Here is a 12,665-nt window from a genome sequence, read left to right as displayed (position 1 = left end):
GTTGGTGTTGTTATGGCTTGGTTTGCGGGCGCTGAAAAACTGATCTTCGGTGAGCTTGCGTCTGGGATCAGGCCAACCTTGCCGGTAAGATTTCCTGAGTGGATTGAGCAGAATATTGTTCTGATCGATGGCGATCATGCCGGGCAATTGTGGAGCCGGTCGAATGCGCCCTATCTGATTGAGCCTGCTGAATGTCTGAGCGTTGAGCATCCGTGCAACGTGGTGACAATTCGCAAGAGCCAGCAAACCGGAGCGTCAATTCTGGCCCTGTCGTGGGCGCTCTATATCGCAGATCAAACGCCTGCCAATACGCTTTTTGCAGTGCCGTCAATTGATGCGCTCAAGGATATGAGTGATCAGAAATTCCGGCCTTTGATCGATGCTTGGGAAAATCAAATTGGTCGGCAAGTCATTAAGCCGATGACCAGCCGGTCGGATGAGGGGTCCTCCAAGTTTCTGAAAAAGTTTCCCGGCGGATATATCAAATTCGCCAATGCCAACTCGGCGATGGATCTCTCATCCAAGACGGTGAAATATGGCATCAAGGATGAGGTCTCCAAGTGGCAGGATATTTCGGGCGAGGATGATCCGGAAACACTTTTCTTTGGTCGCTTCACTGCCTTTCGTCGGGCCAAAACCTACAAAATTTTCCAGCTCTCGACGCCTGAGCTTGATGCGGGCGAGGAAGGCGGCAAGGGTGTCGGGCACTGCAGAATTGACCGGGCCTTTCTCGCTTCTGATCAGCGCTTTTGGTATATCCAATGCCCTGAATGTGGTGAATGGTTCTATCAGCATTTTGATGGCTTGGTGATCGATGAGAGATCGCCTCACAAATCAAAATATGAATGTCCGCATTGCGGGCATCATGTGAGTGAGGCCGAGCGAGTGAAGGGCGTCAAGGCCGGTCATTATCGGGCGCATCGCGGCAATGAGGGGCGTGAACCCGGCTTCCATATGGATGCCTTCGTCTCTCTGATGATGAGTTATGAGGCGATTGCTCAGGACTATCTCGACTCTGAGAAGGGCGGATCCAAAGGACCAAAGGGATTTAAAAACCTTGTCCTTGGCTTGCCCTTTGCCATGAAAGGCAACGCTCCTGAGTGGAAAAGGCTAATGGAGCGGTCGCAACATTACCCTGAAAACCAGATCCCGCGCGGTGGCCTCATTCTGGTTGCCGGTGCTGATGTGCAGCACAAGGGGATATGGGTCATCATCAAGGCTTTTGGCCGTGGTAAGCAGAGCTGGACCATTTCCGCCAGATGGCTGGACGGTGACACAACGGACGCCAATGAGGGCGCTTGGAAAAAACTGGCGCGCGTTTATGAGGAAGAATTTCCCGATGTGAACGGTTGTCTCAGACCGATTGAGATGATGTGCGTTGATGCGGGCGATGGTGGCCGGGCTGGGGCGGTTTACACTTGGTGCGGTGCGCGCCTCAAGGCGCAAGCGATCCATGGAGTGGATGGCTGGGGCAAGCCTCCGGTTGGACCTGAAAAACCTGTCACCTATGATTATCAGGGGCGACGGGTCAAGGATGGCGCAACGCTTCGAGCGGTCGGGACTTGGGACCTCAAGGCGACCTTTTACGACAATTTGCACAAAGAGGGTGTTGTCTCCGGTGCCTCTGAGGATCCGCCCGGATATTGTCATCACGGTGATTTCTTGCCGGATTGGTATTACAAACAAATCACGTCCGAATATCTCAAAGATGTGGTTGTTTCGGGGATCCCAAAACAGAAGTGGCAACCGGTCGGTGACAACCACTTGCTCGACTGCGAGATCTATGCAGTTGCATCCGCCGAGATCCTCCAGATCTCTCTCTTTGAGGATCACAATTGGCACTATCTTGAAAAACAATATGGCTTGCTTGGTGAGGTTGGCGCGCAACAGGAGCTTTTTGCTCCTGAACCTGTCAAAGCCTTGATCAAGCCTGAGCTGGATTCTGAGCCGGATCCTCAGCCTGAGGGCAACTCTCCAGACAATGGATTGTTGTCTGCCGGGGATGATTGGCTTGGGCAAAATGATGATTGGTTGGGCTGATGAGCTGGACGAAAGAAGATTTGGCCAATCTCAAAAAGGCCTTTGCCCTTGGTGCCAAGAAAACCAAGATCAACGGTGAGGAGGTTGAATATAGATCTCTGAGCGAGATGAAAGAGATCATAGACATGATCGAGCGAGATCTCGCCGGGAAACCTCGATCCGACTTTATCCATACAATTTATGAGAGTTAGCGCCATGGGCTTTTTGTGGAATGCTGCGGGAGCGCTTGCCTCAGGGCAGGCGCTCCAATATGTGCGCTATCAGGTTGGCCGGTCGATCATGGGGCAACGCTCCTATGCTGCCGAGATGCTTGCCAAGCGCTTTCGAGAGTTTGTCGCGCCTCGCACCTCTGCGAATGCCGAGGTGAGGCCATCGGCTGGCACGGTGCGTGCCAATGCCCGTCAGGCGGTGCGTGATAATCCGGTCGCTGAGCGGATCGTGCGCCTGTTTGAGATCTATCTCATCGGGCGCGGGATCAAAACCAAGTCGAGGACCGGGGTCAAGACGCTCGACAAAAAGACAAACAAGCTGTTTGACCAATGGGCCGAGGTTGCCGATTTTGGCGGTGAGGAGACCTACTATGGTCTCCAGCGGCTTGTTGTGCGGGCCATGGCTGAGAGCGGTGCTGTGCTGATCGTCTATCGATGGGATCGAGATTTCCCGATCTTGCCGTTGCGGCTGCAGGTGCTTGAGATCGATCATCTCGATCACTCAAAAGATGGGCCTTTACCTCAGGGTGGGCGCATAGATATGGGAATTGAGTTTGACCGGCATGGTCGGCGGGTTGCCTATCATATCTATGATGAGCATCCCGGTGAGGCTATTTCCTATGAAGGGTTCCAAAGCACCCGGTTTTTGGCGGAAGACGTTATTCATCTCTATCGCAAGGACCGGCCCGGTCAAATCAATGGTGTGAGCTGGCTTGCGCCTGTTCTGCCGACGCTCAAGGATCTCAATGAGTTTTTCGAGGCTGCGTTGGTCAAGGCAAAGATTGAAGCATGCTTTGCTGTATTCCGGCAACGTCCTCAGGCAGGCGGCGCGCTTCGGCCCGGCGACAAGGGTGAGAGCGTGGGGCCATCAGTGAGCAAGATCTCGCCGGGCGTTATCATCGACGGCAAGCCGGGGGAGGAGTTCAAGGCGGTCGCGCCTTCGAGCAATTCCAGCTTTGAGATGTTCGTCACCAATATCCTGATGTTGGTAGGGATCGGCGTCTCGATGACTTATGACCTTGTTTCTGGCGATATGCGCAAGGCGAATTACAGCTCAATGCGTGCCGGTCGGTTGCCCTTCTATCGATTTGTTTTGCAAACGCAAGAGTTGTTGCTCATCCCTCGCTTTTGCTCACGCGTTCAAAAATCTTTCATTTTTGCGGCGGTGCTCAAGGGGGAACTCAAGCCAAGAAAAGGCGGCTATCCCGCTGACTTTGTGCCACCGGTGCAGGAAAATCTCGACCCGATCAAGGATATGCAAGCGGACATTTTGGCCGTTAAAGCGGGTGCCATGCCGCCGCAAGAATTCACCGCCCGCTGGGGCCGTGATTTTGATGATGTGGTCGCCAAATTTGTCGAGGCTGATCAGGTGCTCAAGGGTGCTGGGATCAGCTTTGACTATTCAGGCAATGTGAATGCATCTGTCGATCCTCCGGATGATGCCGAGGGTGATGATAAGAAAGGGGATGATGATGCCCAAAAAGACTGAGCAAAAGCGTTTCCAGCCGGGAAATCAAAGCCTCTCACGAGCGGCTGATCTTACGCCTTCAAGCTATGATGAGGGATCCCGATCCGTTGAGGCGATCCTCTCAACGGGATCCCGCGTGCGGCGCTGGTATGATTTTGAGGAATTGGAAATCAGTGACGCGGCGATTGATTTGAGCCGTGCGGCTGGTGGCCAAGTCAAGCTCCTCGATCATCATAATCAGTTTGAGCGAAATGCCATTCTTGGCACCGTCAGTGATGTGCGGGTCGAGAATGGCCAGCTTGTTGGCCTGTTGACCTTCGCTGATAGTGATGCAGGCCGAGAGGCCGAGGGGCAGGTCCAGCGCGGCGAGCTTTCCAGTGTGTCTATCGGTTACAAGGTGGATAGTTGGGAGCGCACCGGCGTTGAGGATGATCGCGAGATCTGGACGGCGCGAAAGTGGGAATTGCTGGAGGTGTCTCTCGTCTCCGTTCCTGCCGATCCGTCTGCAAATATTCGTTCCTTGCCGCAAGGCGAACCTATTGAAACTCCAGAAAATGAGGATGGCGACATGCCAAAACAAACCGATAACCAGCGGGCCGGGCAGTCCGCCAATCAGGATCCTGTCAATGGTGGCGATCCTGCAACCGATGTTGCAACGCGCGGCGCACAGAATGAGCCTGCTGCGCCTGTTCAGTCTGAGCGCTCTGCCGCAACGATTGACTATATTTGCGGGCAGGCCGAAGCCTCTGGCCTTGGAATGGATTGGGTGCGCTCTATGGGTGGTCGCTCTGAGCAAGAGGTGCGTGATGCTGCACTCAATGCTTTGCAGGCTCGCACCTCGGCCCCGACCAATGGCACGCATAATGAAAGCACGCTCGACAATCCTGCCAATATGCGCGGGGCCTTGATCGATGCGTTGGCCTCGCGTGCGGCTGGTAGCCAGCCGAGTGATCAGGCGCGTCAGTTTACCTCTTATTCGATTGTCGATGTAGCTGCGACCTCTATGGGCGAGCGGGCAACGTTCGGGCGCAATGACGTTGATATCATCCAGCGCGCTCTCACCACCGGTGATTTTCCGCTGATCCTGGAGGGGGTCAATCACCAGCTCATGCGGCGTGAATATGATCGGGCGGCTCCGACCTATCGCGAGATCATGCGCCGGTCTGACTTGCAGGATTTCAAGGCCTCCAGCTCTTACAGTCTTGGCGATTTCCCGACGCTCAAGCAAGTGACGGAAAAGGGCGAGATTGATTTCGGCGGTATCTCGGAAGGCAAGGAAACCTCCCAGCTTAAAACCTTCGGGCGGCGTGTCTCGATCACTCGTCAAATGCTGATCAATGACAATCTGGGTGCATTTGCTGACATTGGTCGCCGGGCGGCTCAGGCTGTTTTGCTGTTTGAGAATGGTCTGGCTTACAAGATCTTGCTGAGCAACGGCGGCAATGGTCCAAAGCTGTCGGATGGCAAGGCACTGTTTGATGACGCTCACAAGAACTTGCTGGCTGCGGCGGCGCTCGGTGTTGATGGGGTCTCTGCTGCTCGCAAGGCTATGCGGCAGCAGGAGAGCCTAGATAAACAGCGCTTGAGCATTCCGGCGAAAAAGCTGCTGGTTGGCCCCGATCTGGAAACTAAAGCTGAAATGTTCCTTGCTCAGGTCACCCCGACCAAGCAGGCTGACTTTAACCCGTTTAGCGGCAAGCTGGAGCTGGTTGTCGAGTCTGAGATCATTGATAAATCTTGGCGCTTGTTCGCTAACCCTGAGATGTATGACGTGATGACCTACGGATATTTGCGCCAAAATCCGGGGCCGATCTTCATGCGCAATCAGTCGAGCCCGGTTGATGGCGTTGAGCTGGTCGTGGTGCTCGATTTCCATGTCTCGGCATCTGATTTCCGGGGTGCGGTCAAAAATCCCGGCCAATAACTAGACCTATCCATTCCACTATTTGAGCAAAAGCCTAGCCACCGCGCTGGGCTTTGCTCGTTTTAAGGATCCAAGATCATGAAAAACTATCTTTCCGATGGCAATGTCATTGATGTGCCTGCGCCAGAGGGTGGCGCCAAGTCTGGCGCTTTTGCTCAGATTGGTTCTCTGTTTGGTTGCTATGTCACCTCTGCCAAGGAGGGTGAACTGGTGGGGCTTAAGCGCAACGGCAAATATGATGTGCCCTTTACTGGTAATGCCGTCTCGGTTGGTGCAAAGCTTTATTGGAAGGCTGCGGATAAGGCCTTCACGGGGGCCGCAACCGACAACACGTTGGTGGGCATTGCTGTCTCGGCTTCGGCTGACAGCCGGATCGAGATCGTGCTGGTCCCGTCCGTGGTTTAATCATGTCCCTGCGGCGAGCTATGGCGACCGTTTCCGCTGGCATCAACAACCAAGTTTTTGGTGAACGCTATTCGATCAGTCGGGTGGTGCGAGACCAATATGGAAATGCTGATAAAAGTGGGACGGTCGAGCCTTTTGAATGCGTGGGTGTCCCGCTGGATAAAGAGTTTTCGCAAAAGCTCGATGGCGAGCGGATCGGCGTCAACTTTAAGGGTGATGTCGCCCTGACGGTGCCGTTTATCCGGTTTCGAAAGGCTGACTTGCCGTCGGGCTTTACCTTCAAGGAATTGGATCGGATTGAGCAGCTCGACCATGAGAGGGCTGCTTATGTCGTTGAGTATGCGCCTCAGTCCTCCAATGACCTGATCAACGTCAAGGTGTCAGTGGCATGATTATCAGATCCATTTTGCAAATGTTGCTTGTGCAGGCGATCAAGGCCGCTGATACCCTTGCGGGTCATGAGCGGGTGTTTGACGCTCTGATCGGAAATATCATCAAGGATAAGGCGCACCATTGCGCTCCTATCGTGATCGTCAATTCCGAGGATACACAACTCACGGTCAGCCCTTCGGTGTTCAAGGGGCGATCAGAGCAAACGTTTCTCATTTCGATGGCGGTGCTTTATGCCGATGAGAAAGCGGCGAATGATCCAAGCCGCCAAAAATGGAAATTACCGTATTCAGATCCGGGAGCGGTGATTTATCTCTCGCGTCTTGAGCGAGGGATCTTATTTGCCTTGCAGCCTGAGAGCAGTGAGGCGGCTGAGCTGTTTCATGATGGGGTGGATCTGGTGACTGGCAAAAGCATGGTCGGCGGTGGTCGCAAAGATGGGGTGCGGTTTGCCGCGCGTGAGATCTATCTGACCGCGCGCATGCTGGCCGAGCCAGCGCCTCACAAGCCTGCCACCGGTTGGGTGGATCGGGCGCTCTCCTATCTTGAAAATGTCCCTGAGACGGCACGCCATGCGGCTTTGTTGCGGGCTGATATTGCCGGGGATCCGGCGGCATTGCCGCAATTGGCTGAGCTGGCTGAGCGCAATATGAGCAGCGGTGAGGCTCAACTGCTGGGGCTTGGTGATCTTGTGCCGGATGAGGGCGGCTTTGTCTGGTTGCCGGTCGCTGGTCTCGACCCGTCTGACAAGGTTTTGGATTGATGGATCCCTTTCAGGAAATCTTTTCAAGGCTTAGCGCGATTGAGAAGCGGGTCGAGCGGGTTATTCGGTCGGGCAAGATCACAAAAGTTGACGGTGATTTCGCCGAGATCTCGGTCGGTCCCGGTGACCCGATCCGCGCGCGAAAGAAAAGCTTTGCAGCCGGTGCGGTGAAACTCAACATTACCGCCAGTGTGGGCGAGCCTGTCACGCTCTTTTGCCTAAATGGTGATGCGCGGCAAGCTTTTTTCCTGCCCGGTGACTGGACCGGCGAAAACAAAAACCCCTCTGATGGTCCTGATGAGCTGAGGCTGACGGTCGGCTCGACCTCCTTGCGGATCAAGGATGGCCAGATCTTGGCCGAGGTCGATGGCAAGCTTTTGGAGCTGACAGGCTCAGGGGTCCGCACGGTCGGCAATGTCGATCATGATGCGGGTTATGTCAAAAATAACGGCGTGAGAATTGATGAGACCCATACTCATGGCGGTGTCGTGAGGGGCGGATCTCGCACGTTTGATCCAAAGTGAGGAATTAAAATCATGTCCAAGACAATGAAATGTAAGGTCACCGAAAAGGCCGGTGAGCGTATCAATGGCGCACCGGTCAAACCGGGGCAGACAATCGAGCTGACCGAGAAACAATTCAACTATTTTTGGTTGCTCGGTCATGTCACCACCCCGGCGCATGAAAAGTCCGAGGCGAAAGCTAAGGCCGCGTCCAAGGGTGAAAAGGCCCCTGACGCGGCGCGCGCAAAAGACAATGCCGGGGATTGATCGCAATACTGGCAAGATGGCGAGCGAGTGGGATCACACGGTCCAGAGCATTCGGGATTACATCTTGCCAACGCCTTTTGGTGTGCGCGTGATGCGTGAGGATTTTGGTTCGTTCATTCCCCTGATGTTGCTTCGCGAAAATCTCGACAATGAAAATGCGCTCTTGATGTTCTGGGCGATCGCTCTGGCAATTGACCTTTGGGAGCCGCGTTTTGATGTCAAGCGTGTCAAGCCAGCCGAGGCGGTGACCACCCGGCGCAAGGGCCGGTTGCCGGTCGCGGTCGTTGGCGATTTCATGCCGCACGGTCACTTGGGTGATTTCACTGTCGAAAAACATAATGTCTCTGTGTTCTTGGCATAGGTCGGTTGAAGAGGCCAACTATGAAAAATCGCTTTCTCGCACCGGATTTGAGCGCATTGCCCGCGCCTCATGTGATCGAGGATTTAGATTATGAAACGCTTGTCGGTGAGCGTGTTGATGAGCTATCCACACGCTTTCCCGCGTGGGATGTCGGATCTTTGGAAACTGATCCTCTCAAAGTCAATCAGGAGGTTGAGGCCTATTTTGAGCTGATGACGCGCGGGCGGGTGAATGATGCTTCAAAGGCTGTCTTGATCACCCATGCGGTTGGCTCGGACCTTGATGCGATTGGCGCGCGTTTTGCAACTTCGCGTCTGACTGATGAGCCTGATGCTGACTATCGTGAGCGCATTCTCTTGGCGCTTGAGGCCTTCGCCTCTGCTGGGCCAGCCGGAGCCTATCGCTATCATGCAAAAGCGGCTCATTCTCAGGTCAAGGATGTTGGTCTCTCTGTGCCGCGTCCGGGGGCGGTTCTGGTGGCGGTTCTGTCTCGTGAGGGGGATGGAACGCCATCGGCTGAGGTTGTTTCTGCGGTGCGATCACGGCTCAACGATGATGCAATCCGTCCTCTGACAGTCGCAATCACAGTCAAACCGGCCATTGTGACTCCATACCGGGTTAAAGTCTTATTGCACATTCCTGCCGGACCTGATCCTCAAGAGCTTGTTTCGGCGGCAAGGGCCAATCTGGAGACGATCACAAGCAACCGACACTCGGTCGGCGCGCCAGTCAATCTATCGGCTTTGATTGCAGCGGCTCACGTATCCAACGTGCAAAGCGTTGTTATCGCTGAGCCAACTCGTGATTTGGTTCCGAATGCGGATCAAGTCTTCTGGTGTGAGGGCTTTGATATTTCCTATGAGGTGTTGGCATGACCTTCAATGGTGCATCTGTGTTGCCAAACAATGCGACGCCTCTGGAAAAAAGTATGGCCTTGGTGGCGGAGCGGCTGCTTAGGATCGAAGTGCCTATTCGAGAGCTTTGGGATCCTGACAAATGTCCGGTGCCAATGCTGCCCTATTTAGCAGCGGCTTTCTCGGTGGACTTCTGGCGCGCGGATTGGGATGAGAGCAAAAAACGTTCTGTGATCCGCATGGCGGTGCGTCATCACCAAATGAAAGGCACGCTTGCGGGGATATCTGCATATGCTGTCTTGGCTGGATCCGAGGTGCTCTCGGTCAGGCGCGCGCCTCTCAAGTTTTTTGCCGGGGCGTCTGATACGCTAGAGCAAAGGTTGGCTTGGCTTGAAGGGTTGCCGAAAGTGAAAATCTTTCGGAATGTTCACCCTCAGAATAAGAGATCGAGGATTTATGCAGGCGGGGCGATTAAGCCCTTTTTTCTTGCTCGGCGTGTGGCGATGCCGTCAACGGCAACCGTGCGCTCTCGTCAGCGGGCCGTCTTGATCGAGGATGGCATTTCGCAAGAGATCGGTGTTGGTTTCGATGCGGACGGTTATCAGACGGTTCATTTGCGGCGCTCCGTTGGCAAGCGGGCCTTTGCTGGCCGGTTTGTCGGTCAAGTGCCGGTTCGTTCGACCGCTTCAAAACAGGTTGCCCGGATTGCAGCCGATAAAATGGCTGAGCATCCAAAGCTTGCGCGTCCTCTGCGGCCTGCTGGTTCTGGGAATGGTCTCTTGCCAACCTATGGCTCAGAACCAAAGAAGATTGGCAGAGCATTCTTTGCCGGTGCGCGTCTTTTCCGGCGTTTCGCTGCGTTTCCTACGGGGCACTATCGTTATTTCATGCAGATCGCTCTTGCTGGTGATCTGGCTCCTCCAGAGCCGCGCAACTCAACCGCCTATGCCTCATTTACGCCTTTGGAAATGCCAGCGCATACGGCTGAGCTAAAGGTTTCAATGCCTGGCAAATCGCTGCGGCACGGTTTCTTTGCTGGCGTCAAGCCTGCTGGCAGTTTCGCCAACAAGGTGGATAAAGCCCGCCTTAGCGAGAGCTTCGAGGCGATGCGGTCAGCCAAAGCGCTGGCTGATTGCGTGTTGATCAATAGTCAGACCTATCGGCCTTTCTTGGCCGGTCAGCCACATTTTGCAGGTCAACCGATCCTCGCGGGTCAGATGACCAGAAGCTAACAGGAGTTAAGTTAATGGATCGTCAGGTCATAATTAAGGACTATCAAGAGGTTTCCGCTGAGGACTTCATGAACATTCAAGGCCATGTGCGGTCTGGGGTGGATATGCTCGTCAAGCATGCCATCCATGATGGTCAGGTCTATGGTGGGTTTGAGGTTGCTAAAGATGGCAGCTTTGGCATCACAATTGGGGAAGGTGTCTATTTTAACGCTGGCAAAACCTATATGCGGCGTGCGCCGATGAGCCTTGACCTTGTGCAGCATCAGCCTGTTGCGAATAAGAAAATGGTTGCCATCGTGGTTTGGGGTGGCGATGTCGAACAAGAACCGGTTTATCGCGACTTTGTTGTCAATCTGGAAACGGAGGAAACCGAGGCGCGGCAAATCAACATCCAGAGCGCGCGCGTTGCGCATTTGGCGGCGATTGGTGGCATGGAAAGTGGTGACCCTCAATCGCCGAACATTCCTCTTGATCGTATTGCAGTGGCCTTTGTTATTCTGTCGCCAACTGGCATTGAGAGCATCTCCGCAAATGCTGATGATGATCTATCCCCGACAAAGAAAAATGATATTCGTTTGACACTTGTCGAGCAGTTTCAGGCAGAGGCGTCTCCTCGTATTCAGACCCTTGGCTCTGATGTTGCCAACCTTGCCAACAAGTCACGCGGTCTTGTGACCAATGCTGATTTGTTCGGGATTGCCGGTGATGTTGCCCGCTTGAAAGAGCGGTTTGGCCTTCCTGATGATTATTCGGATTATGGGGCCGACCACTTTCTCAATGGGGATGAAAGTGACACGCAAAATGCGGAATGGATGGCACGCCTCGAAGAGGGGGTTCGCTTCTCTCCTGAGAATGAGGGCATCTCTGAGCTAGGTGTCTTTTCCTCCATCGATCCGCATATCACCCAGATCAATGGGATGATCCTGCCGAAATACAAGTCTCTTTTGCGTTTTTCGGTCAGTGGTTATGTCGATGATTTGTCCATCTCGCAATATTCGCAAACCGGTTATGAGATGGTTCAAAAAACCATGTCTCGCGAGCGTGTACGCTGGGGTGGGACTTACGAATATTGCACCAACTCGCAATGGTGGCGTGAAGGTAATTATGACTCTGTGACGGGCGTCTTTACCCGCAATGGCGAGAGCTTTCAGGTCTTGTCGGGTGATGTGAATACCAATCACCGTTGGATCCGTTTGCGTCAATTCTGGCGTGATACCTATGAGGAGCCTTATTGGTCGGTTGTTGAAACCAATTATACCCTCAACGGCGCTCAGGTGGCTCAAACCTTCCTGAATACGCAAGAAGGATGGTTGACCGGCATTGACCTGAATTTCACCAAACGCGGCACATCCGGTGATGTGCATGTCTTGGTAACAGAAGTGACGCCAAGTGGCTCACCTGATCCTAAAAAGGTGATCGCGCGGAAAACGCTGACTTTCCTTAAATTGAAGCTTTTCCCGGAAAAGACCAAGGTGAATCTCACGCCAACCTATCTTAAGGCTGGTGGCCGTTACGCGGTGGTGCTGATAACGCAAGGTAACCATTTTGTCGCGATGGCTGATGGTGGCCGCTATCTGTCGGGGACTTTCTTCTATTCGACTGATGGCGCCTATTATGAGGGCGATCTCACCAAAGATATGATGTTTGGTCTGCGCTTTGCGAAATTTGATAGCAGCCGTGTGGTTGTCAATATGAAATCGCTCCAGCTCAATGGTGGGATTGCTGGTATCGATATCATGGCTCCGATGGTTTCGCCTGATGCTTGTGAGCTGACCTATGAGGTGCAGTTGCCAACGGGGTGGGTTTCAATCTCGTCAGTCTCGCCTAGCAAACTCGCGGGGCTCCCGCCTAATCTGCCGTTTCGAATCGTGTTCCAAGGCACGCCCGATTTGCATGCCGGTCTGTTTCTAACGGGCTCGCAAGTCAAACTCCAGCGACCCCGTACTTATTTCCGGCATATTTCAACCTCGCGGATTTTGGCTGCGGCCAGTGACAGGGTGCGGATTGAGTGGCAGCTCGGCAATTGGAACGGATCGCGTCACACATTCACGGCCAAGCTCAAAACGCCTCATGGCGATGAGCAGCCGGATATCGTTGAAGACACTCCTTTGCCTGAGGATCGGATTAAGCGTGTGATGACCTTCAACCTCTCCCAACTTGCCCCAAGCTTCGTGATCGTGGCGGAAGGCACAACCACAACTGCGCTCGATGTGTTCCATGTTGAGGAACGCGTTGATATCGAGCTTTAA

13 protein-coding genes are annotated in these 12,665 nt (G+C 53.9%); all 13 read left to right on the top strand.

The features are described 5' to 3' along the window. Positions 1-12: 12 nt before the first annotated feature. The gene (locus BM258_RS13065; RefSeq protein ID WP_090072955.1) at positions 13-2,040 is read left to right on the top strand and encodes a terminase gpA endonuclease subunit; all 2,028 of its coding nucleotides are present in this window, start codon (positions 13-15) and stop codon (positions 2,038-2,040) included. After that, positions 2,040-2,231 carry a phage head-tail joining protein gene (locus tag BM258_RS13060; RefSeq protein WP_090072953.1) on the top strand — a complete coding sequence of 64 codons (192 nt, stop codon included), beginning with the start codon at positions 2,040-2,042 and terminating at the stop codon, positions 2,229-2,231. The genes BM258_RS13065 and BM258_RS13060 overlap by 1 nt, the downstream gene beginning before the upstream one ends. Before the next feature lie 4 nt (positions 2,232-2,235). Next, on the top strand, positions 2,236-3,738 hold the full coding sequence (locus BM258_RS13055) for a phage portal protein (RefSeq protein WP_175528060.1): 1,503 nt from the start codon (positions 2,236-2,238) through the stop codon (positions 3,736-3,738). Further along, a complete protein-coding gene (locus tag BM258_RS13050) occupies positions 3,722-5,641 on the top strand; it encodes a prohead protease/major capsid protein fusion protein (RefSeq protein ID WP_175528059.1) in 1,920 nt (639 codons plus the stop codon). Before BM258_RS13055 ends, BM258_RS13050 begins: the two co-directional genes overlap by 17 nt. Before the next feature lie 78 nt (positions 5,642-5,719). Continuing rightward, positions 5,720-6,046, top strand: coding sequence for a DUF2190 family protein (locus BM258_RS13045; protein ID WP_090072948.1), 327 nt, complete (start codon positions 5,720-5,722; stop codon positions 6,044-6,046). A gap of 20 nt (positions 6,047-6,066) precedes the next feature. Beyond that, entirely contained in the window at positions 6,067-6,438 is a 372-nt protein-coding gene (locus BM258_RS13040) for a hypothetical protein (protein WP_139229272.1), read from the top strand. Beyond that, a complete protein-coding gene (locus BM258_RS13035; RefSeq protein WP_090072944.1) occupies positions 6,435-7,199 on the top strand; it encodes a hypothetical protein in 765 nt (254 codons plus the stop codon). The genes BM258_RS13040 and BM258_RS13035 overlap by 4 nt, the downstream gene beginning before the upstream one ends. After that, on the top strand, positions 7,199-7,723 hold the full coding sequence (locus BM258_RS13030) for a phage baseplate assembly protein V (RefSeq protein WP_090072942.1): 525 nt from the start codon (positions 7,199-7,201) through the stop codon (positions 7,721-7,723). Before BM258_RS13035 ends, BM258_RS13030 begins: the two co-directional genes overlap by 1 nt. Positions 7,724-7,735: 12 nt before the next feature. After that, entirely contained in the window at positions 7,736-7,969 is a 234-nt protein-coding gene (locus BM258_RS13025; RefSeq protein ID WP_090072940.1) for a hypothetical protein, read from the top strand. Beyond that, positions 7,956-8,330, top strand: a complete 375-nt coding sequence (locus BM258_RS13020) for a GPW/gp25 family protein (protein WP_090072938.1) — start codon at positions 7,956-7,958, stop codon at positions 8,328-8,330. The genes BM258_RS13025 and BM258_RS13020 overlap by 14 nt, the downstream gene beginning before the upstream one ends. A gap of 20 nt (positions 8,331-8,350) precedes the next feature. Further along, entirely contained in the window at positions 8,351-9,205 is an 855-nt protein-coding gene (locus tag BM258_RS13015; RefSeq protein ID WP_090072935.1) for a baseplate assembly protein, read from the top strand. After that, on the top strand, positions 9,202-10,416 hold the full coding sequence (locus BM258_RS13010) for a phage tail protein I (protein ID WP_090072933.1): 1,215 nt from the start codon (positions 9,202-9,204) through the stop codon (positions 10,414-10,416). The genes BM258_RS13015 and BM258_RS13010 overlap by 4 nt, the downstream gene beginning before the upstream one ends. A gap of 14 nt (positions 10,417-10,430) precedes the next feature. Next, complete coding sequence (locus tag BM258_RS13005; RefSeq protein WP_090072931.1) at positions 10,431-12,665, top strand: hypothetical protein; 2,235 nt, start codon at positions 10,431-10,433, stop codon at positions 12,663-12,665.

This window comes from Cohaesibacter marisflavi, assembly GCF_900115225.1.
GTDB lineage: Bacteria > Pseudomonadota > Alphaproteobacteria > Rhizobiales > Cohaesibacteraceae > Cohaesibacter > Cohaesibacter marisflavi.
The sequence above is the reverse complement of the archived record's forward strand: the minus strand, read 5'-3'. Positions and strand labels throughout refer to the sequence as shown.

Coding starts and splice junctions, on each gene's coding strand:
- BM258_RS13020 (WP_090072938.1), top strand. CDS start 7,956: ATGCCGGGGATTGATCGCAATACTGGCAAGATGGCGAGCGAGTGGGAT.
- BM258_RS13035 (WP_090072944.1), top strand. CDS start 6,435: ATGATTATCAGATCCATTTTGCAAATGTTGCTTGTGCAGGCGATCAAG.
- BM258_RS13030 (WP_090072942.1), top strand. CDS start 7,199: ATGGATCCCTTTCAGGAAATCTTTTCAAGGCTTAGCGCGATTGAGAAG.
- BM258_RS13045 (WP_090072948.1), top strand. CDS start 5,720: ATGAAAAACTATCTTTCCGATGGCAATGTCATTGATGTGCCTGCGCCA.
- BM258_RS13015 (WP_090072935.1), top strand. CDS start 8,351: ATGAAAAATCGCTTTCTCGCACCGGATTTGAGCGCATTGCCCGCGCCT.
- BM258_RS13010 (WP_090072933.1), top strand. CDS start 9,202: ATGACCTTCAATGGTGCATCTGTGTTGCCAAACAATGCGACGCCTCTG.
- BM258_RS13060 (WP_090072953.1), top strand. CDS start 2,040: ATGAGCTGGACGAAAGAAGATTTGGCCAATCTCAAAAAGGCCTTTGCC.
- BM258_RS13005 (WP_090072931.1), top strand. CDS start 10,431: ATGGATCGTCAGGTCATAATTAAGGACTATCAAGAGGTTTCCGCTGAG.
- BM258_RS13050 (WP_175528059.1), top strand. CDS start 3,722: ATGCCCAAAAAGACTGAGCAAAAGCGTTTCCAGCCGGGAAATCAAAGC.
- BM258_RS13025 (WP_090072940.1), top strand. CDS start 7,736: ATGTCCAAGACAATGAAATGTAAGGTCACCGAAAAGGCCGGTGAGCGT.
- BM258_RS13040 (WP_139229272.1), top strand. CDS start 6,067: ATGGCGACCGTTTCCGCTGGCATCAACAACCAAGTTTTTGGTGAACGC.
- BM258_RS13055 (WP_175528060.1), top strand. CDS start 2,236: ATGGGCTTTTTGTGGAATGCTGCGGGAGCGCTTGCCTCAGGGCAGGCG.
- BM258_RS13065 (WP_090072955.1), top strand. CDS start 13: ATGGCTTGGTTTGCGGGCGCTGAAAAACTGATCTTCGGTGAGCTTGCG.